Origin of the sequence: Sediminibacterium sp. KACHI17 (assembly GCF_040362915.1) — a bacterium.
Taxonomy (GTDB): domain Bacteria; phylum Bacteroidota; class Bacteroidia; order Chitinophagales; family Chitinophagaceae; genus Sediminibacterium.
In genome coordinates this window covers 2,533,828-2,560,754 of record NZ_AP029612.1, presented here as the reverse complement: position 1 = coordinate 2,560,754, position 26,927 = coordinate 2,533,828, and the positions used below count along the sequence as shown (strand labels likewise).

Here is a 26,927-nt window from a genome sequence, read left to right as displayed (position 1 = left end):
TCAAAACTCTGAATGACTCAATATTTATATTACCTGAAATCCATGCGCATATGGATCATCATCATCAATAATGATCGTATTATATCCTGTAACTCTTGCCCATCCTTCAATACTAGGAACAATAGCCGGTTTCCCTGCAACAGCTGTTTCAGCTTCTATCCTTCCTGTAAAAGTGGATCCAATGATACTCTCATGAATAAATGCATCTCCTTTTTTCAACTTACCTTTTGCATACCATTGCGCCATACGTGCTGATGTTCCGGTACCACAAGGAGAACGATCGATTGCTTTATCACCATAGAACACTGCATTACGTGCAGTTGATGTTGGTGCGATCGCCTTACCGGTCCATAGCAAATGACTCAGTCCTTTGATGTTTTCATTTTCAGGATGAATGAATATATACTGTTCATTCAATAATTTTCTGCAAACCCTGCTCCATGAGATCAATTGATCTGCAGTATAATGTTCAAGACCCTGAAAATGCTCCTGGGGATCTACAATAGCATAAAAATTACCCCCATAAGCAACATCTACTTTTATCTTTCCCAGATCAGGACATACTACTTCCAAATCAGTTGCATATAAAAATGCAGGAACGTTGGTAAGCTTTACAGACAATACTTTTTTACCCTCTTGCTTATACTCAATCAACACCAGACCCGCAGGCGTCTCAATTCTTAAATGACCGGGAGTTTTTGGAGTTACCAATCCTTCTTCAATGGCTATTGTGATGGTACCGATCGTTCCGTGTCCACACATGGGTAAACAACCGCTGGTTTCGATGAACAATACACCAATATCATTTTGAGGGTCATGCGGTGGATATAAAATACTTCCACTCATCATATCATGTCCGCGCGGCTCAAACATCAATCCCTTTCTGATCCAGTCATATTCTCGAAGAAAATGCAATCGCTTTTCCATCATGGAATTACCTTCCAGCAGCGGTCCACCGCCTGCTACCAAACGAACAGGGTTACCACATGTATGTGCATCAATGCAAAAGAATTTTTTATGTGCCATTATATTATGATCATTTGTCGATCCATTTTAATCAGATAGCATCACGTGTATATATTCCATTGACTTTCCGCATGATACCTGCTGTATTTTCATTCTGCAAATACAGAGGCAGTAATTCCTGCGGACAATCCTGATAACAAACAGGTCTTACAAATCTCCTGATCGCTTCTGTTCCAACAGAAGTGGTTCGTGCATCTGTAGTAGCCGGGAATGGACCTCCATGCACCATTGCATGACATACCTCTACACCGGTTGGAACATTATTAAAAATAAGTCTTCCTGTTTTCTGTTGTAAAATATCGATCACTGAAGAATATCGCAGTAATTCATCGGTACTTCCGAATACAGAACCGGTCAATTGTCCATGTAAAGTTTGTAATGCTGTTTCCAGTTGTGTTGTATCATCGCATATTACTATTAGCGTGCAGGGACCAAAGACTTCATCCTGCAATGAAGGTTCAAGCATGAAATCAGCTGCATTCACAGCCAATAATGTCGGACTTCCTTTGTATTCATTACCCTGATCATTCCCACAGAACAGTGTTTTCACTCCCTTGGTTTGTATAACCCTGGATCTGTCGGTATAATATGCCTTACAAATTTGCTGATTCAACATCGTTGCAGCGGGTACATTCGATAAAGCTGCGACCAATGATTCAATAAAAGCATCCGACGCTTTTGATCGGATCAGAAATAGCAAACCCGGATTGGTACAAAACTGACCAACACCAAGAGTAACAGATCCGGCCAATACTGTAGCGATTTCTGATGTTTTTAGCGACAATGTTTCAGGCAATACAACAACAGGGTTGATACTACTCATCTCTGCATATAGCGGAATAGGTTCTTTTCTTTTTTGCGTAACGGTTGCATACAATGACATCCCTGCACGGTATGAACCCGTAAACCCAATGGCTTTGATAGATGACTCCATAGCAAGTCGCTGACCCAATATTGCACCTTCACCATTCAGTGAAGAGAATACCCCATCAGGCATGCCCGTTCTTTCTGCTGCCTTTTTAATAGCATTGGCCATAAGTTCATTGGTGCCGGCATGAGCGCTATGCGCTTTTACAATCACCGGACAACCAGCTGCCAATGCAGAGGCCGTATCGCCTCCTGCAGTAGAGAAAGCAAAAGGAAAATTACTTGCAGCAAATACTGCTACCGGCCCAAGCGGCTGGAGTATTCTTCGCAGATCTGATCGGGGAAGGGGTTTTCTATCGGGCATAGCTGTATCAATCACCGCATCCGCCCACGAGCCCTCTCTCAGCAATGTTGCAAAGAGCTTCAACTGATTCATCGTTCGATCTCTTTCACCCGTTAATCTAGGTAAAGGCAATCCGGTTTCTAGATGGGCACGCTCCAATAAAAAATCTCCGATATTCAATATTTCTTCAGCGATTGTTTCTAGAAAAACAGCTCTTTGTATAAAAGAGATTTTACTGAAAATTACAAAAGCAATAGTTGCTTTTTTTATAGCCAGCTTGATCTCTTCATCTGTTGCAATATGGAAATGTTCTGGTAAGTAAGCTCCTAACGGTGTACTGAAAGATCGAAATGTTTGTTCCCCTTTAGCAGAAACTTCGAAACCAATGATATTACGCCCTTGTAGCATCTTTCTTATGTTTCAGGTTCAAATAATCAGGCAATTCCGGACGATTGGCCAATGCCGTTTCTATAATGGTTGTAACACGTTTCAATTCCTCTCCCTCTAATGGAAGTCTCGGTGCTCTTACATGTGTAGATCCAATACCGGTGTGTGTAGCCGCAAGTTTGATATACTGAACCAGTTTGGGATGAATATCCAATTCTAATAATGGTAAGAACCAACGATAAATTTTCAATGCTTCATCGATCATACCTGCTTTCACCAAACGGTAGATCGCCACTGTCTCTTGCGGGAAAGCATCTACTAATCCTGCTACCCATCCATGTGCACCCATACAAAGACTCTCCATTGCAAGGGTGTCAACCCCACAAAGAATATGGAATCGATCACCAAAACGATTGATCATTCTGGTGACATTGGAAATATCTCGTGTAGACTCTTTTACAGCTTGTATGTTTTTATAAGGCAACATCGCTTCAAACATATCCAGTGTCACATGGATTTTATAATCAACCGGATTATTATAGATCATGATAGGCAAAGATGTAGAAGAAGCGATTGCTTTAAAATACTCAAGTGTTTCTTTGCTATCAGCATAGTATCGCATAGGAGGTAATAACATCAGGCCATCCGCACCGTTTTTCTCAGAATCCTGCGCCAACTGAATCGCTGCTTTTGTGGTTTGCTCTGCAATATTGATGATCACCGGAAAGTCTTGTGGGATATGCTCTTTAGAATAGAGCAGCAGATGCCTTTTTTCTTCATTGGAAAGAGAACTTGCCTCACCAAGTGAGCCGCCAAGAATGATACCATCAACACCTGCATCAAGCTGTGCCTGCAGATTTTTTTGGTATACCTCAAAGTCAACAGCATCATCCTGTTTAAATGGTGTTAGAAGAGCAGGATAAACACCCTTCCATGTTACATTGGCCATACTGAAAATTTTATAAGTATAAAGCTAATAGCGTATCCAAGGAGTCGGTTTTCGTCGATTAATTAATTATTTACAGATTTTAACTGCTTTTTATTTTACATTATTTGATCTATGATCATTCATCCATAGATAGATCAAAGGAAATAAAAATCATGATCGAGTAATGATCAAGTAAGCTATTCATCAGTATGCTGATAAATTTACTCTTAAAAAGAAAAATGGCAATCACATAATTTGTCTGTTCTTAAACAGATTTTAACCGGTATCACTCTCCTTATCACTTTTATGTAAAAAAATGCAGCATTTCAAGTATCTTACCTGTCTTTTACCTAAATCAAGTCATTTTAAGTGAAAATTGGTATTCATTAATTGGATATTACCTGACACATGCTTTTGCTATGAAAGTTCTACAATTCACCATTCCTGTTCCCGGAGATAAAAACATCATTGTGCAGCATGATGTATTACCTTATTTCTATCAACACTTACACAGGCATGATGAGATCCAGCTTACCTGGATTCAAAAAGGAGAAGGCACTTTAGTGGTCGATAATAATATGTATCCGTTTGGTCCAAATGAAATTTATTACCTGGGAGCCAATCAACCCCATGTTTTTAAAAGTGACCCTTCTTATTTCTCTCCTAAAAGTAAAAGAAAAGTACAGGCCATTACTATTCACTTTAATCCTCATGGAAAATTGGCCGGCCTTTTTGAGTTGGCTGAAATGAAACATATTCAAACCTTTCTTCAAAAACATAACAATGGATTTGTGATTCCTTCAGAACATATTTCTGATGTTGCACACAAAATGCAGATCGTCAGCAAAAGCACCGGAGCCGATCAGATGATTGCATTCATTGATCTCCTGAAAAAATTTACAAGTATCCCTAAACTCAAAGAACTTTCCAGCATTTCTAACCTGACGACTGTCAGCGAGCATGATGGTATCCGACTCAGCCATATCTACCATTATATCATGGCCAACTATGCAAAGAATATCACGCTTGAAGATGTAGCGCAGCAAGCCCATATGACACCTCAGGCATTTTGCCGTTATTTTAAAAAGAGAACCTTACACACATTTGTCTCTTTCCTGAATGAGGTTCGTATCAATGAAGCCTGTAAAAAATTGATCACGGGTGATAGTGATGGCGTAAGTATTTCTACCATTGCTTACACTTGTGGATTTAATACCGTCACCAATTTCAATCGTGTGTTCAAATCAGTTATAGGTAAATCCCCGAGTGAATATGTTGATGATTATTTCAAGAGCACATATGAAGAAGTAAGTCTTGTTTAGCAAGCAATCAATACCGGATCGCATCCTTCACTACTTATTTAACATTGGAAGTAGATCAGTGTAACTTTTAGTGTAAGTAATGATATTAGTATACTTATGAAACTCCTCTTTCTCATGCATCGTAGTTAATACGACACATTTCATCCCTGCATTATAGGCTGCTTCCACGCCTTTGGGAGCATCTTCAAAAACAATACAATCTGCCGGATCTACCCCCAATTCACCAGCACCCTTTAGATAGGTTTCGGGATCAGGCTTACTGTCTTTTACATGTTCTGCCCCGATCACAGAATCAAAATAGTGCCTGATATTGAGACCATCAATTGCAAAATCAATATTGAATAGTATCGCAGCAGAACCGATACCCATCTTAACTCCTTTCTGCTTGGCCGTTTCCAGAAATGTTTCTAGTCCTGCAATGCCTTTTAATTCAGGTCTATACAGTGCCTGGTATTTTTTTTCTTTTTCTATAGATATATGATCCATTTCTTCAGCAGTGAAACGATCTGGACCAAAAATGCGAATCAGTAATTCTGTATTCTTTCCATACATCTGATGTGCTACTTCATCCCAAGTTAAATTAGCACCCAGATCTTTGGTCAAAACATCAAACCATACTTGTTTGTGATAATGCATATCATCAATCATGGTTCCATTCAAATCAAAAAGAAAGGCTTTGGCAGTATGTAACATCCATTAAAATTTGATGCGCAAATTAACACATCCATTGCTCAACAAACGAAAAACCTTTATCAGGATATCTTCTTTACCATTGCTGCATTCTGCTTTAACATAGCCAGTCCCTCTGCTCTTGTCATATAGGGAACTCCTTTTGCATGATTGATCATACTGATCTCACACATAATATGCCAGTGACGAGTGATCTCACGCCATGCAAAAAATACAGAATGTTTAGGATCGTACATATGAGTTGGTTCACTCCCCGAACCGTTGAGTTCTACGATCATGAAATTTTTTCCTTCCCGAAGTAATTCAATCGTTTCATATCGTATATCCATTCTACCGTAATAAAATCCATCGATCTTCTTGGCGAGTTCATCAATCATCTGATTTAGAGAGATATCAGCTAAATGAGTCAGGTCAATAAACTTAGCTCCCCGTGCATGGTTCCCATAAGGTACCAGGATTTTTTGTTCCTCTTTTTTGAGAACGATAGAAAGTTCTTCCGCCATTGTCCGGCGAAGTACCGGTAATTGTAAAATATATCTGGGATCTAGTTGTAGTAATTGATCAACAGTAGAAACTCCATCACCAGTAACGGAAAGAAATTCTTTTCCAACAATACCCGTGATCTTACCCTTTTCTTGTCCGGGAATACGATAATAAAATATCCCAACTTCCTCTTCAAAAGGTATATACGCTTGAATCAAAAAATCAAAATCAGCTTGCTCAACATAGGCTATTACTTCTGCATTGCTTTCCAGCTTTTGTACACTCATCCCCCTCATACCAATATCCGGCTTACCGATCAATGGGAAGTTCAGTTGCTTATGCTGAATAGCTGCTAATACAGTTGCCGCATCTGTACCTACCGGAAAAAAAAACGTTGTAGGATACGTGCCTACCGGAAGGATATCATAGATCTCTTTTTTACTCTCCATCAAAAAGCCTCCATTACGTATACCCGGATTTGCTGCGTTGATATAAAAAAAAGCTCTTGCTTTTAGACATAGCCAAAACCAATAAGGATATAAAGGTGCATAGAGCACATTGAAAGACCAATACTCCCAGTTAAAGAGCTTAATAAAAAACGGATGGAACTTTAGCTTCTTGATGAAAGACATGCCTGAAAGTTAAGAAACAGGCTGTTGCTGTACAAAAGAAAGAGATAACTGATGCTGCTCTTGATGAATGATATCCTTGTAAAACATAGTAGCAGACCGATCATCGCAAATTATATTCGTCACACTCACAGTGAGCATTTCATTGTTTCGATTCATTCTTATACCATTTTCCGGATCTTCATGTCCTCCAAAAAGATGAAATGATAAAATATCTTTTGATTCAGGATATGGATACTGCTTTAACCATACATTGAACCAGTCTTCTCTTTTTTGAATCATCTCTTGCGTATATAAGGTAACTGATGACCAGATATGTGGCTTTGTTGGATCTACTTCACGAATGTATTTTTCTTCTCCGCTCCATCTACATTCATATAAATGACCGCCCTCCCAAATGATCAGGGTAAAAGGTTCTATACCCAGCAAATTGATTTTCCTGTAAGCATTTAATGTATTTGTCTGAGACAATATATCCAGGAATATCAGCCCCCTGCTTTTTCGATAAGCTGCCGCAGGTTCATGCTTAATAAAGCCTCCGTTTAATAAAACCATGACAGTACCCGTCTCTGCAACTCCGATCCAGGTTCCACCAGCTTGTGCATCCTGAGGAAACAATAGTTTTGTTTGACCGACCATTTGTATCACAGGAGCCACGGCTTTTTTCCTAACACCCTTTTCATCTCTATTAGAGGTTAGTAATACTTTACCTTGAAGAGGTATAAAAGTTACTGTGCACATGTATCGCGGTGTTTCATAGTAGAAGAAGCTACGCCAAAGCTATCCGGGAGAATAAGATCAGATACTTCTGAAACGCCTACTCGAATTAAAGCCATATGATGAACAGTATGTTCTAAATTATATACCACCTCGCGATAATAATTACTGTTGACAACTACTGTTTCATTAGAAAGATCATCATAATTCATTTCCAGCTGAATACTCTTGTCTTCACGAATCAGTCGGCTACTGATCTCATGCAAGAGTTGAATTGCCAGCTGCTTATTGGTTTCAATATTTTTATCTCTTTTTCGATGCTCGTAATTCACAATGCCATTCTCGTACCCGTTTTCCAAACATTGAAACAATTCAACAATATGTCGAACATGTTGACCAATAGTAGCATTAAACAATGCCTTGCTGGGTTGTGTATATTGCTCGTGATTGAGTTTATCCAAAGTTTCATGCAGTTGCATAAAAATATTTCGGATGGCTGCGGCAATTTGCATAAATAAATTTTCTGTATACTATTTATCACTATATGTGAAAATAATGTTCTTTTTTGAAACCATTGCTATCGATCAAACATATCCGTTGATAAACCGACCACACTCGATCACCCACCGATCAGCAACCGTTAAGTTTTAAATTCAATTTACGCTATTTACCTTTCACGTTTTTGCCTGTAATTCTCTCCAATAAAGTGATCAGCTGCTGTCGGTGCATAATACTTAAGATCATACAGGAGATCCATACTACTGCTGCATAGATGAACAGTTGTCCTCCATCCTGCTGGATCTCAATCCCTAATACGATAATATGCGAAAGAAGAGCACCTGTCATAATACCCACTCCGAAAATAGCGCCAATGAATAGCGTAGGCCGATAGAGTATGAATAGTGCTGTTATCAACTCAGCAATACCTGTTGCTATTCTTCCCCAAGGTTCTATACCCATTTCAGTAAAAATGAAAACCGATTCTTCTGCTGCAGTAAACTTGAAAAATAGCGTTTGCAATAAGATGATAGCAGCAAGTAATCTTAGAATCCATGAAAAAATGATCGAGCGTTTCATTGATGGTGTTTATAAGGTTAACGAATAAATTTTTGCCATGACTGGTCTGCCCTCGTCTTTAATCTAGCTTCATCTTTATTCCAATCTTTAAGGGTATTATTGAAAAAACGATTATAAAAAAGGTACAGCTTCTGATCAACGATCTTAAATGTTTCAGGATCGATTTGTACTTTCTCTCCTGTTGCACCCATAGCATAAGCACACCATCCACCATATTGAGGCTCATAAGCACCAGGATTTTTTTGAAAAATCTCTAAATAGCTTCTTGATGAAAAATGATAAATTACACCTTGATATGTATAAGCTAAATCTCTCTTACCTTTTACTGCTTTCTTTTGAACAAAATACGCCACTGGGTCATATCCCTGAATCGCTACTTGATCAGATAGGTTATAATGCTTCTTCCGCAGATCAATATCTTGTGCGAGGGTAGTGACTGAAAGTGTCAAAAGGCTCCAAAACAGATACAATGACTTCATATATTCAAGACTGGCTTTTTAACAGTCTTAAGGGAAGACGCAATACTTATGCATGCCTTACAATCGCTTAATCAAATTTTTCTTCTTTATTTCCTTGCACAACAGCCTGATTTTAATACTAATTAAATGTTTCAATAATGTACTTGACCATCTAAATAATTAATTTTAAATTCAATATTTAAATCCCTCCTTTCGATCAGATGAGCCAGGAAAGAATGATATCCATTATGAAATACACTGCCATTTCCATATTTCTGTTGGGTATTATGGTATTATTAGGATGGCTCTTCAAGATACCGGTTTTAACAAGCATCATTCCTGAATATGCAAATATGAAGGTCAACACCTCCATTCTTTTCATATTATCATCCATCGAATTATACAGGCTCCTCTTTCAGAAATGGAAATTTTTAAACGGTATTCTCTGTTTCGTCATTACAGTATCAGGCATATTGATACTGATTCAGTACGAACTACATCTGAATCTAGGCGTTGATGAAATGATCATTAAAGATTTTTTATATAACCCGTCAATTGATTCTTATCCGGGCAGAATGGCCAGAGGTACTGCCTTATCCTTTTCATTGTTGGGAATTGCCTTCTGCTTTATAAAAAGCTCAAATCTGGGCTTAAGAAAAACCGCTCAATATTTATTACATACGATCACACTGATTTCATTTCTGGCTGTGATCGGTTATATGTTAGGTGTGCCTATCTTTTATAAACTATCAGCTATAGGCTCAATGGCTATTCATACGGCTATTGGTTTTTTGACCCTATCCATTGCTGCGTCACTTATTAACAGTGAACTGGGTATTACTGGTTTATTTACAGGTAATAAGATCGGAAATCAGATGGCACGTCAGCTATTCCCTACACTGACAATCTCTGTTATTATTCTTGGCTGTATCCGCATCTATTTGCATAGATATAATTTTGTGAGTGTTGAGTTTGGAATCGGAATGTTTGCTACTTCATTTATTCTCGTAGGGCTTTTATTGATCAGCATATCTGCGAGACAACTCAATAAAATCAATTATGGAAAAACACAAGCGGAAGAGAAGCTTGAAGCACTGAATAAGAATCTTGAACTTACAATTCTTCAAAGAACAAATGAGCTCAGAAATAAGGAACAGCTGTTAAATGCCATCATTAACAATACTTCTGCTGCCATCTTCGTGAAAGATATTTCGGGCAATTATATTCTTGTCAATAAAAGATTTGCCGGCGACTTTGATGTAGAGCCTGAATACATGATCGGAAAGAACGCCTATGATATCTTTCCAACAGAAACAGCCGATAGTCTTACCCAAGACGAAAAACAAATTATCGAATCAGGAAAAGGATTAACAAGAGAAGTGAATATCCAGACGAGTGAGATTCAGAAAACCATGCTGACCAATAAATTTCCCTTGATCGATGAAGACAATAAAGTATTTGCTATTTGTTGTGTTGCCACGGATTTTACTGAAATGAAAAATGCCAAAACCGAGCAAGAGATATTATCAATACAACTACAAAAGAAAAATCAGCAATTACTGAATTTTGCTCATATCACTTCACATAATCTTCGTTCGCCGGTAAGCAACTTAAATTCATTACTATGGCTATATAAAGAAAGTCAAACGAATGAAGAAAAAGCCCTTCTGTTTGAAAAATTTGAAACAGTCATTCATAATCTCTCTGAAACCCTGAATGAACTTGTTGATGCATTAAAGATCCAAGAAGATACAGATAGAAAAAGGGAAGTTCTGCTATTCGAAGAGGTATTTAAAAAAGTAAAAGAAAGCATGGCTGGCAAGATATTGGAAACAGAAGCAGTCGTGAGTTATAACTTCACTAAAGCTCCTACAATAGAATATCCACGCTTGTACCTGGAAAGTATTTTACAAAATCTGTTATCGAATTCTTTGAAATATAAATCGCCCATCAGAACACCGGTAATACATGCTGAAACCCTTTTTCAAAATGGAATCCTTACGCTGAAATTCAGTGATAACGGTATCGGGATAGATCTTAAAAGACATGCAGATAAACTCTTTGGCCTTAACAAAACATTTCATAAACATGCTGAAGCAAAGGGTGTAGGACTCTTTATTACCAAAACACAAGTAGAAGCAATGGGCGGATCAATCACTGCTAGTAGTGAAGTAGATAAAGGCAGCGTTTTCACCATCTTCTTTAATAAGAAAGAGTCATAAGGGTCAATTAAGAACGGTACAAAATCCATTCTTTAAAATGCATGTACGACGCGTCTATGTCGATCACCTTCTGAGATAGTGTATACAATAGCTCAATTGATGGCGGTACCGGAATAGATGCACCAATAGCATCTTCCATTACTTCAGGAAATTTTACCGGATGAGCAGTGGCTAAGAAAAATCCTTTCTCTCCCTTTTTTAGATTTTCTTTCAATGCATTATAGCCAACCGCTCCATGTGGATCGAGTATATAATTATTTTTTTGATACACAGATCGGATAGTTTTTAGGGTGCTTTCATCTGTTTGTACAGAACTGGTAAGGTCTTCTATTAGCTGACCTAGATCTTGCTGATACATTTCAAAGATTCGAATCAGATTACTTGGATTTCCGACATCCATTGCATTTGAAACAGTCATCACTGCTTGTTTGGGAGTATGTACGCCGGTTTTTAAAAAATCGGTAATCGTATCATTGATATTACAAGCTGCAATAAAATTATTGGTTACCAAGCCTGATTTTTTTGCCAATAATCCTGCAGCAATATTGCCCAAGTTGCCACTTGGAACTGCAATGGAAGGTGCGATTTGCTTTTCAGCCCATTGCTGCATCGCTAGAAAATAGTAAAGCTGTTGTGGCAGCCATCGGGCGATATTGATGGAATTTGCAGAAGTCAGTTGTAACCGATCTCTTAAGGTTTGATCCATGAATGCTTCTTTCACGATTTGCTGACAATCATCAAAACTCCCATTGACACGTAATGCAGTAATATTATTTCCGCAAGTGGTCAGTTGCAATTCCTGTACACGGCTGACTTTCCCAGCCGGATATAGAATAATGACTTCTACTCCTTCTACATTTAAAAATCCATTGGCTACAGCACCGCCTGTATCACCGGATGTTGCTACCAAGACCGTTGTTTTTGTGTCTTTGTCATTTGAGAAATGACCGAGGCAACGACTCATAAATCTAGCGCCAACATCTTTAAATGCCAGTGTTGGTCCATGAAACAATTCTAACACGTATATATCATCTTCCAATCGAATCAATGGAAATTCAAAAGCAATTGTTGCATGAATGATCTCATACAACTTCTCTTCTGATATATCCTCCTGCACATAAGGATACATAATGTGAAACGCCAATTCTTCTTTTCGGATAGATGACAGACGCTTCAACCATTCCTGATCCATTTTTGGGATCGATTCAGGAAAATAAAGTCCTTTATCAGGTGCCTGTCCTTTTAAAGTAGCATCTTTAAAGCTTACGATCGGTGATTGTCTATTCGTACTATAATATCTCATCTTCCATATTTATTCAGAAACTATCTGTACTCCTCCTGAGCTAACAGTAGTAACATATGTGTAATGAAGCAAATTCATTTTTTGAAACACTTGTTGCATCTGTTGCTCAACCGATACAGCAGTTTCCAGACTTTGACTTAGCATAAAAATCGATGGCCCAGAACCGGAAATGCCACCTCCTAATGCCCCTGCAGATTTTGATCTTTCTTTGATTTCGTCGAATCCGGGAATCAAAATACTTCTAACAGGTTCAATGATCACATCTTCTAATGATCTTGAAATAAGTGCATAATCACTTTGAAGTATTCCTGATACCAAGCCGGCTATATTACCCCACTGCTTGATCGCATCTTTTAAATACACTTGCTTCTTTAAGATACTTCTGGCATCTGCTGTTTTAACCTCGATCTGAGGATGTACGATCGTCACAAATAATTGAGGTGATGGTAGTGATATGATATCAAGCGGAAAAATAGACCTGATCAATGTGATACCACCATATATACAGGGTGTAATATTATCAGCATGCTTAACACCGGATGCTAATTTCTCACCATTCATCGCAAATTGAACCAGCAATTCTTTATCGAATAACTCACCCAATAAATGATTCGCAGCAACGGCTACGCCTGCTGCACTTGCTGCACTTGAACCCAAGCCACTACCTGGTTTGATATGTTTATGAATTGTAACATCAAAACCTACCGGTATAGTGAGCTCGGATAACATTGCTTGCAATGTAACCCCTGCAACATTATTATCCGGATCAGTTGGTAACCCATGATCATCAGTATGCGTAATAGAAATACCCGGTTGCTCTCTCAAAGTCACAATCATTTCATCATAGGGTTCTGCAACAGCAAAGCCAAGTATATCAAATCCACAAACCATATTTGCAACGGTCGCCGGGGCTTTTACTTTTATTGATTGTTCAAATCTCATAACTTAAATTCTTGCTACTCGAATAATATCTGCGAACACTCCAGATGCCGTTACTTCAGCCCCTGCACCCGCGCCTTTTACTACTAAGGGTTGGTGTTGGTATCGATGTGTATGAAATAACACAAGATTATCCTTGCCATACAAATGATAAAAATCAGACTCAGGAGCTACGGTCTCTAATCCAACCTTAGCGACTCCGTTTTCATAAGTGGCTATGAATTTCAATTTTCTGTTTTGTACTGTTGCTGCTTGATATAGCTTTTGAAAATGTTCCTCCTGCTTAGCCAACTCTTCATAAAAATCAGCTACTGATCCTTCAAAACAACTGTCAGGAAGAAAAGGAACATTGATGATGTCTTGCATCTCTAATGATTGTCCTATTTCTCTCGCCAGGATCATTATTTTACGCATTACATCTGTACCACCAAGATCTAAACGAGGATCTGGCTCTGTGTATCCTTCCTCTTGTGCGCGCCTTACTACTTCTGCTAAAGGAACAGACGCATCATAATGATTGAATACATAATTCAGTGTACCTGAAAGAACCGCTTGTATTTTTTGGATTTGATCTCCACTTCTTAAAAGATCATTTAAAGTTCCAATGATCGGAAGACCGGCTCCAACATTGGTTTCAAAAAGAAATAATGCATTATAGGACTTGGCCAAAGCCTTTAATCGCTGGTAAGCACTATAAGAAGACGAGCAAGCAATCTTATTACAAGCAACAATGGATATACTCTTTATTAAAAGTGATTCATAAACACCTGCTACAACTTCACTTGCTGTGACATCAACAAATACACTGTTTCGAAGGTTTCGTTCTTTTATAGAGGAAACATACGCTTCAATTGAGCTCGATGGTGCATTTTGCAATTGAGTCTGCCAGGTTTCCAGATCGATTCCATTTTCGTCTATCAATGCTTTCCTACTATTAGCTATTCCAACAACCCTGATTTGTAAATGAAGCTGATCTTTGAGGATAGATTGTTGCTTTCTGATTTGTTCCAATAATTTACTTCCTACATTTCCTGCACCTGCAATAAATACATTGAGTTGTTTATAGCTTGTTTCGAAAAAAGTTTCATGCAAGACATTGATCGCTTTTTTCACATCACGTGAAGCGATCACTGCTGAAATATTTTTTTCCGAGGAACCTTGTGCAATAGCTCGAACATTGATACCATTACGTCCCAGTGATCCAAACATTTTTCCGCTGATACCGGGATGACTCTTCATTTGCTCACCCACCAATGCTAAGATCGATAGATTGGTCTCAACAATTACCGGCTCTACTTTACCGCTGATAATTTCAACATGAAAAGCTGTATCGATAGCTCTTTTGGCTTTTAGCGTATCTGATTCATTGATAGCGACACAAATAGAATGCTCTGATGAACTTTGTGTGATCAATATCACATTGATCCTTTCATTTGCCAATGCCTCAAATAATCTTTTTGAAAAACCCGGGATACCGATCATACCACTTCCTTCCAAGCTCAATAAACTGATGCTATTGATACTGGATATTCCTCGAATAAAGTCTTCAGAAGGAGCCGAATAATTCTCGATAAGGGTACCTTGCTCTTCAGGTGCAAAAGTGTTCTTTAGCCATACAGGTATTTTTTTATGCATGACCGGCTGTATGGTTGGAGGGTAAATAATCTTAGCACCAAAATGCGACAATTCCATAGCTTCCTGATAAGAGATCTGTGCAATAGGTTTAGCATTTGTGACCAATCTCGGGTCTGCTGTCATCATACCACTTACATCGGTCCAAATTTCCAATACATGTGCGTCTAAAGCTGCTGCATATATAGCTGCAGAATAATCAGACCCACCTCTTCCCAATGTTGTAGTGTGTCCGGATATACTTGAAGCGATGAATCCGGGAGCGATATAATATGTATGTATATTTTTTTCAAAATACGCCTGCACTTTTTCATTGGTAGCAGAAAAGTCTACAGCAGCATTGGCATGTTGTGCATCTGTAATAATCAATGATCTAGAATCGACCCAATGTTGATCCAACTCAAGTGACTGAATTTTTGCAGACAAGATGATAGATGATAGCAACTCACCAAATGAAACGATTTTGTCTTGTATTCGAGGCGATAATTCTTTGAGTCGATATACGCCATCTAATAACTCATCCAATTCATTGCAGTATTGTTTAACCTTACTGAGTAATGCACTCTGCTGCTCTAATGGCAATAGTTCTCTCACGGCTGTGAGATGCTGAAGAGCGAGAGATGCTGCGTCGTTAGTGTATGTCTCATCAGCATTGGCTGCCTTAGCTGACATATGGAGTAATTGATCTGTAACGCCACTCATGGCTGAAACCACGACCAGTACAGTATTTGAATGAGGCTGGCTGAGTAAAATAGATACTACTTTTTGAATATGAGCGGCATTCGCCATTGAGGTTCCGCCGAATTTGAGCACTTTCATGATAGTGATTTGAAAAACAATTAAAATAGGATAACCCTTGAAAACGATCCTTAGATCCTTGGATAATATAAAAGTAATTAACCCCTTACAGGGTCGTAGTAGTAGTGGTAATAATAGCAGCCTTATTCGCTGTTGATGCGAAGAAAGAAGAGATCATATATGACTGCATTTGATTCATTACTGATTAAAGATAAGGAGTTATTGGATCACTAAACCAAATAACCAAAAAGATTATCGTTCTTATTCAACTCTGTATAATTGATTTGATATGCAATAAGATTATCGACTAACGACTGATAGTCTTTTTTGGATTTCAATTCAATTCCTACCAAAGCTGGTCCTGTTTCTTTATTGTGTTTTTGCATGTATTCAAATCGGGTGATATCATCATTGGGACCTAAGACATCATTCACAAACTGTTTTAATGCACCCGGTCTTTGTGCAAATCGAATGAGGAAATAATGTTTTAATCCTTCATACTGTAATGACCTTTCCTTGATCTCCTGCATACGATCAATATCATTATTACTGCCGCTAACCACACATACCACTACTTTCCCTTTTATTTGGGATGCATAGTCATCAAGTGCAGCTACTGATAAAGCACCGGCAGGTTCTGCAACAATGGCATCTTCATTGTATAGCTTAAGAATAAAGGAGCACACTTTTCCCTCCGGTATCAGACATACATCATCTAACACATCTTTACAAATATCAAAAGTGATATCGCCTACTCGTTTTACGGCAGCTCCGTCCACAAATCGCTCAATGGCTTCAAGTTCAACCGGCGCTCCGGCTTTTAGTGCGGCCATCATAGAGGGCGCTCCTTCAGGTTCTGCACCAACAATTTTTGTACGAGGAGAGAGTGTTTTAAAAACGGATCCCACACCAGCACTCAAACCGCCTCCGCCAATCGGCACAAACAAATAGTCAATATCACTCTGATCTTCCAGTATCTCCAAAGCAACTGTTGATTGTCCTTCAATGATCTTTACATCATCAAAGGGCGGAATAAAACTCATATCATTCGCTGCCGTATATGCTTTGGCGGCTATTGCACAATCATCGAAAGTATCTCCAGTGAGTATCACTTGAATGGCATCACCACCAAACATTTTAGTTTGGGTTATTTTTTGATTCGGTGTAATTACTGGCATGAAAACAACACCACGAATACCTAGCTTTTTACAACTATATGCAAATCCTTGTGCATGATTTCCCGCGCTTGCACAAACGACACCCTTTGATAATTTTTCAGGATCTAAACTACTCATCATGTTATAAGCTCCCCTCAACTTATAGGATCGAACTATCTGAAGATCTTCTCTTTTCAGATATACATGACAGTCATACTTCCTTGATAAAGAGTAGTTATAGGTAAGCGGCGTCTTAACAACGACATCTCTCAACCTTTCAGCAGCTGCTGTAAAATCAATGGAATAGCGGGTTGTTTTCATACCTATCATTTTAAGAAAGCGCTACCGCTTCTTCTACTTTCTGATTTTCAGGACGAAGGCTTCTTACCGTTTTACCAGCTTGCCATAATTCACTTTCACGCAGTTCTTTTAACTCTTCTTCTAGCTTTTCTCTATAATCTGCTTTACTATTACTTTCAATAGATTTAGCGGCTTCTTTTCCGGTTGCCACACTCTCATATAATTCTGTGAATACGGGTAATGTAGCATCTCTAAACTTCTTCCACCAATCCAATGCACCTCTTTGAGCAGTAGTTGAACAATTTGCATACATCCAATCCATACCATTTTCTGCTACTAATGGCATTAATGACTGTGTTAACTCTTCTACTGTTTCATTGAATGCTTCTGACGGTGAATGTCCTTTAGAGCGTAAAACCTGGTATTGAGCTGCAAAAATCCCCTGAATAGCTCCCATCAGTGTTCCGCGTTCTCCTGTTAGGTCACTATATACTTCTTTTTTGAAATCCGTTTCAAACAAGTAACCGCTACCAATAGCGATACCTAACGCGATCACCCTATCAAAAGCTTTACCTGTTGCATCCTGAAAGATCGCATAGCTACTATTCAGTCCTCTTCCCTGTAAAAACATTCTGCGCAATGAAGTACCGGATCCTTTAGGTGCTACAAGAAACACATCTACATCTGCCGGAGGTACGATGCCAGTCTGGTCTTTATACGTTACACCAAATCCATGAGAAAAATATAAAGCCTTCCCAGGTGTAAGATATCGTTGTACAGTTGGCCATAATTTTATTTGTGCAGCATCACTTAACAGATAACAAATGATGGTACCTCTTTGCAATGCCTCTTCGATCTCAAACAAAGATTCACCGGGAACAAAACCATCTCTAACAGCTTTATCCCAGCTCTTTGAGTTTTTCCGCTGACCAACAATCACATTGATACCATTTTCTTTTTGGTTCAACGCTTGTCCCGGACCTTGAACACCATATCCAATAACCGCTACTACTTCATCTTTTAATACTTCTTGTGCTTTTTCTAAAGGGAATTCTTCTCGGGTAACTACATTTTCTACAACGCCTCCGAAATTTAACTTTGCCATGTTGCTTGTTTTATATTTTAATAGATTGGGTTGATTACATACTAAATACTTCCTGGTGTTTTCCCAGATACTCATTTTCGATCAGATCATCACTTGGATCAGTTGCTTCAAACTCTTTGATCTTCTCGTGAAAACCTCTGCTCGCTTTAATGATGGCTACACGCGCACTTCGAACAAACTCAATAAGTCCATAAGGCTCCAGTACAGCGATCAGCCTATTTGTTTCTTCCCGATGACCACTGGTTTCAAAAATGGTATAGTCCTTTCTGATCACCACTGCTCTTGCACCATACTCTCTCAGTAATCGCTCAACTTTTACCTTCTCGGCTATTTCATCAGTAGATACTTTATAGAGAGCCAACTCCTGCCAAATGATCTCGTCATTGGTATTGTAATACGCTTTTAATACTTCTACTTGTTTTTCGATCTGCCTTACCAGCTTCCTTACTACTTCTTCCAATTCATCAATGACGATGGTAAATCGATGAATGCCTTCTACTTCAGAAGGAGAAGTATTCAAACTCTCGATATTGATCTTTCTTCTAGAAAAGATGATAGCAATACGATTCAGTAAACCAATATGATTCTCTGTATAAACGGTTATGGTAAATTCCTGTTTTTGCATACAATTATTTTAATCTGATTTCACTGACGCTACATCCTTGAGGCACCATTGGGAATACATTGTTTTCTTTTCCAACCATCACCTCTAATAAATAAGACCCTTTATGTGCGAGCATTCTCTGTAATCCATCTTTTAAATCGGTTCGCTCTTTTACTGTTTCGCCTGTGATACCGTATCCTTTTGCAACTGTTACATAATCAGGACTAGCGATGTCTACAAAAGAATATCGCTTATCATGAAACAGTTGTTGCCATTGGCGAACCATTCCTAGAAATTGATTATTGAGGATCAGTATTTTCACATCAATCCCTGTTTGCATAATGGTTCCCATTTCCTGAATAGTCATTTGTATGCCGCCGTCACCAATGATGGCAACCACAGGTCTATCAGGTGCGCCAAATTTGGCTCCAATCGCTGCCGGTAATGCAAATCCCATGGTTCCTAATCCTCCGGAAGTAATATTGCTTCTCGTTTGATTGAATTTCGCATATCTGCAAGCCACCATCTGATGTTGACCTACATCTGATACTATGATGGCCTCTCCTGCTGTTAACTCATTTAATACCCGGAGCACTTCACCCATGGATATTTGTCCTTCAGCAGGATATAGTTCATTTACGATCACTTCTTTTTCTTCCTCATTTTGATAAGCCCTGAACTTTTCTACCCATTGAGGATATACTTTGGTTTGTATCAAGCGTGTAAGCATTGGTAGCGTCTCCTTACAGTCTCCCCAAACACCCACTGTTGCTTTTACATTTTTATCGATTTCAGATGGATCAATATCCAGGTGAATCACTTTTGCCTGTTTTGCATATTTATCCAACCTGCCGGTTACACGGTCATCAAATCGCATACCGATGGCGATCAATACATCACATTCATTCGTTAATACATTAGGACCATAATTCCCATGCATACCCAACATCCCCATATTCAATGGATGATCTGTAGGCAATGCACTCAATCCTAAAATGGTCCATGCAGCAGGTATACCTGACTTTTCCAGAAACATTTTCAACTCCTGTTCTGCATTACCCAGTATTACACCTTGGCCGAAAATCACAAATGGTTTTTCAGCTGTATTAATAAGTTCAGCTGCCGCTTCAATAAATTCTTTTCTGATATATGGCTTTGGACGATAACTTCTGATATGATCACAAACCTGATACCCGCTGTATTCAAATTTTTGTAGTTGTGCATTTTTAGTGATATCGATCAATACAGGACCAGGTCTTCCACTTCTTGCGATATAAAAAGCTTTTGCCAATACTTCCGGAATTTCACAAGCATCTGTAATCTGATAATTCCATTTCGTCACCGGTGTTGTTATATTGATCACATCTGTTTCCTGAAAAGCATCTGTTCCCAAAAGATGAGCAAATACTTGTCCAGTGATACATACCAATGGTGTACTATCAATCTGCGCATCTGCCAAACCTGTAACCAAATTGGTAGCACCCGGACCGCTCGTTGCAAATACTACACCCACTTTTCCGGATGCCCTAGCAAATCCTTGTGCAGCATGTATCCCACCTTGTTCATGTCGAACAAGAATATGTTTTAGTTGCTCGTGATAATCATACAATGCATCATAAATAGGCATGATAGCTCCGCCCGGATATCCGAATATGGTATCTACATGCTCTGTAATCAAAGCCTCGAGCAAAGCTTGTGATCCTGTAAGCTGTATTGTTTTTTTTACCGGTTGCTCTAATATGTCTATAGCTGTTTCCATGATCATAGCTTATTCATGAATAATTAAATTTCGTCGGTCACACATCCTTCTGATGCATCTTTTACTGTTCGTGCATATTTGAATAGTAAGCCCTTTGTGACATTCAATGAAGGTTGTCTCCATTGTTGCTTTCGCTGTTGTATCTCTTCTGCTGAGACTTTTAAATTGATAGATCTTGTTGTGACATTCAGTTCTATGATATCATCGTCTTTCACAAAAGCGATCAATCCGCCATCATAAGCTTCGGGAGTAATATGTCCCACTACAAATCCATGTGTACCTCCGCTAAATCTTCCATCTGTGATCAATGCAACTGATTTACCTAAACCCGCTCCAATAATAGCTGAGGTAGGTTTCAACATTTCAGGCATACCTGGTCCACCCTTGGGTCCTACATACCGAATCACCACAACATCTCCTTTTCTGATCTTTCCGCTATTGATACCTGCTATCAATGCATGCTCACCATCAAATACTCTTGCAGGACCTGTAAACAGCTCCCCTTCTTTACCTGATATTTTTGCCACACTGCCTTTCTCTGCAAGATTTCCATATAGTATTTGCAAATGACCCGTAGCTTTTACAGGATGTTCTAGCGGATAAATGATCTTTTGCGCTTCGAAATCCAAATCAGGAACGGTAGAAAGATTTTCTGCTACTGTTTTCCCTGTAACAGTCAAACAATCACCATGAAGTAACCCTTTTGATAAGAGATATTTCATCACTGCAGGCAGTCCACCATATTGGTGTAAATCTTGCATCAGGTATTTTCCACTCGGCTTAAAATCAGCAAGTACAGGAATGCGATCGCTGATCTTTTGAAAATCATCCTGTGTCAATGAAACATTGACTGATTTAGCCATAGCGATCAGATGTAAAACCGCGTTGGTACTACCCCCAAGTACCATGATCACAGTCATTGCATTTTCAAATGCTTTACGTGTCATGATATCACTCGGTTTGATATCTTTTTCAAGTAATAATCTGATGGCTTTTCCTGCTGCGATACACTCTTGCTTTTTTTCCTCACTCAACGCAGGGTTAGAGGAAGAATAGGGTAAACTCATACCCAAGGCCTCAATAGCTGATGCCATAGTGTTCGCAGTATACATGCCTCCGCAAGCACCTGCACCCGGACAAGCATGTTGAATAATTCCCTTGAAATCTGCTTCTGAAAGTTCTCCTGCTATCTTTTGCCCTAATGCTTCAAATGCGGATACGATATTCAGATCTTGTCCATTATAATGTCCCGGAGCAATGGTTCCACCATATACCATGATCGCCGGGCGATTCAATCTACCCATTGCGATCAATGAACCTGGCATATTTTTATCACATCCTGGTAAAGCGATCAATCCATCATAATACTGTGCTCCGCAAACTGCTTCAATTGAATCTGCAATGACATCACGGCTTACCAAGGAATACCGCATACCATCTGTTCCATTACTCATGCCATCACTTACGCCGATGGTATTAAAGATGAGTCCTACCAGATCATTATCCCACACGCCCTGCTTTACCAGTTTTGCTAAATCATTCAGATGCATGTTACAGGTATTACCATCATACCCCATGCTTGCAATTCCTATCTGTGCTTTTTTTAAATCATCTTCAGTAAGGCCTATGCCATAGAACATTGCCTGGGCTGCAGGTTGTGTAACATCCTGTGTAATGGTTTTCGAGTATTTATTCAGCTCATTCATAATGCTTATTTGTAAACAGTTGCCATGACTTAAGCCTCTGCCATTTCCTTTCTAAATTCTTTTTGTAAAACTTTTGCCTTATACGCTTGTTGAAGAATAAAACCCAAAGATTCGCTCCACTGCTTCCTGAAAGGAATATTATCCAGTGATTCAAGTGCAACGACTTCAGCAGCCGTTCCGCAATAGAAAGCACTATCAGCGTCATGTATTTCTTCCGGTCGGATATTTTTTTCTACTACTGAAATATTCAACTCATCACATAATTCCAATAAAGTAGCTCTTGTGATACCGGGTAGGATATTTCCAACAGCAGGAGTATAGAGCACTCCTTCTTTTTCGATAAAAACATTTGCACCAGGCCCCTCTGCTACATGCCCGTGAATGTCTAACAGTAATGCTTCATCAAATCCGTTATCTTTTGCTTCCTGACAAGCCAATATTGAGTTTACATAATGACCTGATACTTTGGCATTGATCTTAAATCCACTCGGATTGGGTCTTCGATACGATGAAGTCATGACACGCATTTGATTACTCAAATAGCCATTTGTCCATTCCCATGCTGTGATTGCGAGATAACTTTCCTTTCCTTTTGATAAAGACATATTAGGGGAACAAAGAACGATCGGTCTTATATATGCATCTGTAAATTGATTGCGCTTGAGCAGCTCATATGTGAGATCTATCAAGTCCTCCACAGAAAACGAAAAAGGAATGCCCATTACTTGTGCGGAATAGCAAAGCCTTTCATAATGCTCTTTTGCTTTGAATATAACAGTTCCACTATCGGTCTGATAAGAGCGAATACCTTCAAATACAGCATATCCATAATGGAGCGACTGACTATATAAATCAATACCCGCCTCTGTAGCTTTTACAAAGTTGTCTTTAAAGTAAATGACTGTTGATGATCCGTAATACATATGTTTGTTTTGCGTAAATAAAAAAGCCCCGCCTTTTGGAGGCGGGGCTGTATAATTCAGTTGATTGATATTATAGTAAAACTCCTCCTCCGTTTGGTACAGGGATAATAATGACAACCACAATAATAATTGTGCTGATGGTGTTGACAATATTGATGCTGTTACAAAACATAAGGAGATTCTATTCAACGAATATACTCCCACCTCTGATAAAAACAAAGAACTCTTCTATTATTTTTTCTTCTTACGAACAACCGTTTGTTATCTGCTGCTTATAAACAACAAATGCGATACCTGTTGTATCGCACTTACATGATGGTAGCAAACACTATTATTTTAACCACTAGCTGAGATGTTATCAGATAATGGTAGACTTATTTAAACTTGCATTAGAGCTTACTGTTGACTCTTTGTTTCGCTCAATATGATCAGCAATCAAATCTCCAATAGTACTTGTCGCATAATTATTCACGGCATCTATATCTTTTGATACAAAACCGTTTACTAAAGTCCATTCTGCGGCATTTCGTACTGCATATGCTTCTTCTGTTAGCTCAAAATGATCCAGCATCATTGCTACAGAAAGTATTGAGCCTATCGGATTAGCAATATCTTTTCCGGCTGCTTGTGGGTAAGATCCGTGTATGGGTTCAAATAATGCCGCTTTGTTCCCTACTGAGGCTGATGGCAACAAACCAAGTGATCCTGCTAATACACTGGCTTCATCACTAATGATATCGCCAAACATATTTTCAGTCAGAACAACATCAAACTGCGCCGGATTCAAAATGATTTGCATGGCTGCATTATCAACATACATATAGTCTACAGCCACATTTGAATAGTTGGTTGCAATTTCCCGTACAACCGTTCTCCAAAGTCTAGAAGTTTCCAATACATTGGCTTTATCAATCAGCGTTAATTTGTTTTTCCTTTTTTGTGCATATTGAAAAGCCAGGTGAGTGATTCTTTCGATCTCATACTTCGAGTAGGTACACTCATCGGTAGCCGCATTTCCGTCATCAGTTTTTTCTTTTTTACCAAAATAAATTCCACCAGTCAATTCTCGGAAGATGACAAAATCAACATTCTCCAATTGTTTTGCTTTCACGGGAGATAGATGATGCAGGGCTTTATAGGTGTCGATCGGACGAATATTGGTATAGAGTTCCAATACTTTCCGCAATTTCAACAGACCTTGTTCTGGTCTTACAGTTGCGGAAGGATCATTATCATACTTAGGATCTCCGATCGCCCCGAATAAAACGGCATCACTATTCAAACAAATATCAACGGTTGAATCCGGCAATGGATTTCCTGTTTGATCAATCGCTATTGCGCCCACTACGGCAAAACGATAATCAAATGAGTGCCCAAATCTCGCAGCAACTGCATCCAGCACTTTAATACTTTGATTGGTTACTTCAGGGCCAATACCATCTCCCGGTAAAACAGCGATTACTTTATTCATATACTCCTCCTCTAAACTACTTGTTGTTCAAATTTTTCAATTATGTCACGCATATTGATGAGATAATCAATATCATCATACCCATTCAGTAAACAGGTTTTCTTATAACTATTAATTTCAAAATTTTCTTTTTGACCTGACTTGTCAATACGAACAGTCTGTGATTCTAAACTCACGGTGAGCGTATCAGCGGATGACAGCTGGAATAACTGCTGAAGAAAACTATCACTCACAGTAATAGGCAGCAATCCATTATTCAGTGCATTATTTTTAAAAATATCCGCAAAAAAACTGGATATCACTACTTTGAATCCATAATCTTTGATGGCCCATGCTGCATGTTCTCTCGAAGATCCACAACCAAAATTTTTTCCCGCTACCAGTATCTCACCACTGTATATTTTATGATTCAGTACAAAATCACTTTTAGGTTGTAACTCATCGTCATTATTGTATCGCCAATCTCTAAAAAGATTTTTACCAAAGCCTTCTCTTGTTGTCGCTTTTAAGAAGCGAGCAGGAATGATCTGATCCGTATCGATATTCTCAATAGGCATCGGAACAAATCTGCTTTGTATGTTGGTTATTCTATCCATGTTTAATCTTGTATCTTGTTACAAGTAGCTAATAGTTCATAGCGTTGAACGCTACATCAGTTCTCTCACATCTGTAACAACACCTGTAATCGCTGCTGCTGCTGCTGTAAGCGGGCTCGCCAATAATGTTCTTGCTCCAGCACCCTGTCTTCCTTCAAAATTTCTGTTACTGGTGCTGATACAATACTCTCCTGCAGGGATCTTATCTTCATTCATACCCAGACAAGCGCTGCATCCAGCTTGTCGGATCTCAAATCCTGCCTCATAAAATATTTTATCTAATCCTTCTGCTTGTACTTGTTTTGATACTTGCTGTGATCCCGGAACGATCATTACCTGAACATGCTGGTTCTTCTTTCTACCTTTTACAAGCAGTGCCACTTGTCGTAGATCTTCAATTCGAGAGTTTGTACAACTACCAATGAATATATGCTGCACAGGTAATCCTAACAATGGTTTACCACTTTCCAATCCCATATACTGCAAAGCTTTTTCGATCGTATTACGTTCACCTTCATCCGGTATACTTTCTGCAACTGGTATCAATCCGTTGATTGCGATACCCAAACCGGGATTGGTTCCATACGTGATCATCGGTTGAATAGCTGTTGCATCTATATTGATCTCTTTATCAAATACTGCATCTTCATCACTATACAATCCTGACCACTCTTGTAGTTTTTGATTCCATACTTCTCCTGATGGAGCAAACTGTCGGCCTTTTATATATTGAAAAGTAATTTCATCCGGAGCTATCATTCCTCCTCGCGCGCCCATTTCGATACTCATATTACAAATGGTCATTCTTGCCTCCATAGATAAAGAGCGAATAGCTGAACCTGCATACTCAACAAAATAACCCGTTGCTCCACTTGCAGATATTTGAGCAATGATATATAAGATGATATCTTTTGCTACTACGCCTTTATTCAATACACCGTCAATATTGATACGCATTAATTTCGGCTTATTTTGCATCAGACATTGTGATGCAAATACCATTTCCACTTCACTGGTTCCTATCCCAAATGCGATCGTACCAAATGCACCGTGCGTAGAGGTATGACTATCGCCGCAAACAATCGTCATACCCGGTTGTGTAATTCCCAATTCAGGGCCAATAACATGAACAATACCCTGAAATGGATGTCCAAGTCCATACAATTCGATCTGATGTTTCTTACAATTTTCTATGAGTTGCTGTACTTGTATCCTGGAAAGCTCATCTTTAATGGGTAAATGCTGATTGACCGTAGGCACATTATGATCTGCCGTTGCTACTACCTGCTGAGGTCTGAAAACAGATAACCCTCTTTTCTCCAATCCTTTAAATGCCTGCGGACTGGTGACCTCATGAATAAAATGTTTATCGATATACAAAACCGAAGGACCATCTTCGATCTGTTTAACGACATGCTTGTCCCATATCTTCTCAAATAATGTTTTTGCCATTGTGTGACGTTATCTGCAATTCGTTTAAATTAT

The 26,927-nt window shown here is 38.9% G+C and carries 23 protein-coding genes; 2 read left to right on the top strand and 21 right to left on the bottom strand.

Translation table 11 applies throughout. The features are described from left to right. Window positions 1-24: 24 nt before the first annotated feature. Genes ABXG83_RS11410 through ABXG83_RS11400 form a run of 3 tightly spaced genes read right to left on the bottom strand, consistent with a single transcriptional unit; the run spans window position 25 to window position 3,572 of the window. Window positions 25-1,026 (bottom strand): 4-hydroxyproline epimerase, encoded by a 1,002-nt coding sequence (locus ABXG83_RS11410; protein ID WP_353548994.1) that lies wholly within the window; start codon window positions 1,024-1,026, stop codon window positions 25-27. 31 nt (window positions 1,027-1,057) lie between these two features. Next, window positions 1,058-2,644, bottom strand: coding sequence for an aldehyde dehydrogenase (NADP(+)) (locus ABXG83_RS11405; RefSeq protein WP_353548993.1), 1,587 nt, complete (start codon window positions 2,642-2,644; stop codon window positions 1,058-1,060). Further along, a complete protein-coding gene (locus ABXG83_RS11400; RefSeq protein ID WP_353548992.1) occupies window positions 2,628-3,572 on the bottom strand; it encodes a dihydrodipicolinate synthase family protein in 945 nt (314 codons plus the stop codon). Before ABXG83_RS11400 ends, ABXG83_RS11405 begins: the two co-directional genes overlap by 17 nt. A 398-nt stretch (window positions 3,573-3,970) precedes the next feature. On the opposite strand from ABXG83_RS11400, the gene ABXG83_RS11395 reads away from it, so the two are divergent. Next, window positions 3,971-4,873, top strand: coding sequence for an AraC family transcriptional regulator (locus ABXG83_RS11395; RefSeq protein WP_353548991.1), 903 nt, complete (start codon window positions 3,971-3,973; stop codon window positions 4,871-4,873). Between the two features lie 30 nt (window positions 4,874-4,903). On the opposite strand, the gene ABXG83_RS11390 is transcribed toward ABXG83_RS11395, so the two are convergent. From ABXG83_RS11390 to ABXG83_RS11365, 6 genes are all read right to left on the bottom strand, one after another. After that, complete coding sequence (locus ABXG83_RS11390; protein ID WP_353548990.1) at window positions 4,904-5,566, bottom strand: HAD family phosphatase; 663 nt, start codon at window positions 5,564-5,566, stop codon at window positions 4,904-4,906. Between the two features lie 59 nt (window positions 5,567-5,625). Continuing rightward, window positions 5,626-6,678 carry a hypothetical protein gene (locus ABXG83_RS11385; RefSeq protein ID WP_353548989.1) on the bottom strand — a complete coding sequence of 351 codons (1,053 nt, stop codon included), beginning with the start codon at window positions 6,676-6,678 and terminating at the stop codon, window positions 5,626-5,628. A 9-nt stretch (window positions 6,679-6,687) separates the two neighbouring features. Continuing rightward, window positions 6,688-7,416 carry an NRDE family protein gene (locus ABXG83_RS11380; RefSeq protein WP_353548988.1) on the bottom strand — a complete coding sequence of 243 codons (729 nt, stop codon included), beginning with the start codon at window positions 7,414-7,416 and terminating at the stop codon, window positions 6,688-6,690. Next, window positions 7,404-7,904, bottom strand: a complete 501-nt coding sequence (locus ABXG83_RS11375; RefSeq protein WP_353548987.1) for a hypothetical protein — start codon at window positions 7,902-7,904, stop codon at window positions 7,404-7,406. Before ABXG83_RS11375 ends, ABXG83_RS11380 begins: the two co-directional genes overlap by 13 nt. Before the next feature lie 151 nt (window positions 7,905-8,055). Continuing rightward, window positions 8,056-8,469, bottom strand: coding sequence for a DoxX family protein (locus ABXG83_RS11370; RefSeq protein WP_353548986.1), 414 nt, complete (start codon window positions 8,467-8,469; stop codon window positions 8,056-8,058). A 17-nt stretch (window positions 8,470-8,486) separates the two neighbouring features. Next, window positions 8,487-8,948, bottom strand: a complete 462-nt coding sequence (locus ABXG83_RS11365) for a YHS domain-containing (seleno)protein (RefSeq protein ID WP_353548985.1) — start codon at window positions 8,946-8,948, stop codon at window positions 8,487-8,489. 200 nt (window positions 8,949-9,148) lie between these two features. Between ABXG83_RS11365 and ABXG83_RS11360 the strand changes: the two genes are divergently transcribed. After that, window positions 9,149-11,149 carry a PAS domain-containing sensor histidine kinase gene (locus ABXG83_RS11360; protein WP_353548984.1) on the top strand — a complete coding sequence of 667 codons (2,001 nt, stop codon included), beginning with the start codon at window positions 9,149-9,151 and terminating at the stop codon, window positions 11,147-11,149. A 7-nt stretch (window positions 11,150-11,156) separates the two neighbouring features. On the opposite strand, the gene thrC is transcribed toward ABXG83_RS11360, so the two are convergent. The 12 genes from thrC to leuC all read right to left on the bottom strand — a co-directional run bounded on the left by thrC (window position 11,157) and on the right by leuC (window position 26,894). Continuing rightward, entirely contained in the window at window positions 11,157-12,452 is a 1,296-nt protein-coding gene (gene thrC, locus ABXG83_RS11355; protein ID WP_353548983.1) for a threonine synthase, read from the bottom strand. Window positions 12,453-12,461: 9 nt separating this feature from the next. Next, the gene (locus ABXG83_RS11350) at window positions 12,462-13,394 is read right to left on the bottom strand and encodes a homoserine kinase (protein ID WP_353548982.1); all 933 of its coding nucleotides are present in this window, start codon (window positions 13,392-13,394) and stop codon (window positions 12,462-12,464) included. A 3-nt stretch (window positions 13,395-13,397) separates the two neighbouring features. Beyond that, on the bottom strand, window positions 13,398-15,842 hold the full coding sequence (gene thrA / locus ABXG83_RS11345; RefSeq protein ID WP_353548981.1) for a bifunctional aspartate kinase/homoserine dehydrogenase I: 2,445 nt from the start codon (window positions 15,840-15,842) through the stop codon (window positions 13,398-13,400). 209 nt (window positions 15,843-16,051) lie between these two features. Continuing rightward, on the bottom strand, window positions 16,052-17,299 hold the full coding sequence (ilvA, locus tag ABXG83_RS11340; protein WP_353548980.1) for a threonine ammonia-lyase: 1,248 nt from the start codon (window positions 17,297-17,299) through the stop codon (window positions 16,052-16,054). Window positions 17,300-17,309: 10 nt separating this feature from the next. Further along, a complete protein-coding gene (gene ilvC, locus ABXG83_RS11335; RefSeq protein ID WP_353548979.1) occupies window positions 17,310-18,383 on the bottom strand; it encodes a ketol-acid reductoisomerase in 1,074 nt (357 codons plus the stop codon). 34 nt (window positions 18,384-18,417) lie between these two features. Further along, the gene (ilvN, locus tag ABXG83_RS11330) at window positions 18,418-19,008 is read right to left on the bottom strand and encodes an acetolactate synthase small subunit (RefSeq protein WP_353548978.1); all 591 of its coding nucleotides are present in this window, start codon (window positions 19,006-19,008) and stop codon (window positions 18,418-18,420) included. A 4-nt stretch (window positions 19,009-19,012) separates the two neighbouring features. Further along, window positions 19,013-20,746, bottom strand: coding sequence for a biosynthetic-type acetolactate synthase large subunit (gene ilvB, locus ABXG83_RS11325; protein WP_353548977.1), 1,734 nt, complete (start codon window positions 20,744-20,746; stop codon window positions 19,013-19,015). A gap of 23 nt (window positions 20,747-20,769) precedes the next feature. Beyond that, window positions 20,770-22,452, bottom strand: coding sequence for a dihydroxy-acid dehydratase (gene ilvD / locus ABXG83_RS11320; RefSeq protein ID WP_353548976.1), 1,683 nt, complete (start codon window positions 22,450-22,452; stop codon window positions 20,770-20,772). Window positions 22,453-22,481: 29 nt separating this feature from the next. Further along, on the bottom strand, window positions 22,482-23,525 hold the full coding sequence (locus tag ABXG83_RS11315; RefSeq protein WP_353548975.1) for a branched-chain amino acid transaminase: 1,044 nt from the start codon (window positions 23,523-23,525) through the stop codon (window positions 22,482-22,484). Window positions 23,526-23,733: 208 nt separating this feature from the next. After that, entirely contained in the window at window positions 23,734-24,846 is a 1,113-nt protein-coding gene (gene leuB / locus ABXG83_RS11310; RefSeq protein WP_353548974.1) for a 3-isopropylmalate dehydrogenase, read from the bottom strand. A gap of 11 nt (window positions 24,847-24,857) precedes the next feature. Continuing rightward, window positions 24,858-25,442 carry a 3-isopropylmalate dehydratase small subunit gene (gene leuD, locus ABXG83_RS11305; RefSeq protein ID WP_353548973.1) on the bottom strand — a complete coding sequence of 195 codons (585 nt, stop codon included), beginning with the start codon at window positions 25,440-25,442 and terminating at the stop codon, window positions 24,858-24,860. Between the two features lie 51 nt (window positions 25,443-25,493). Further along, a complete protein-coding gene (gene leuC / locus ABXG83_RS11300; RefSeq protein ID WP_353548972.1) occupies window positions 25,494-26,894 on the bottom strand; it encodes a 3-isopropylmalate dehydratase large subunit in 1,401 nt (466 codons plus the stop codon). Window positions 26,895-26,927 lie beyond the last annotated feature (33 nt).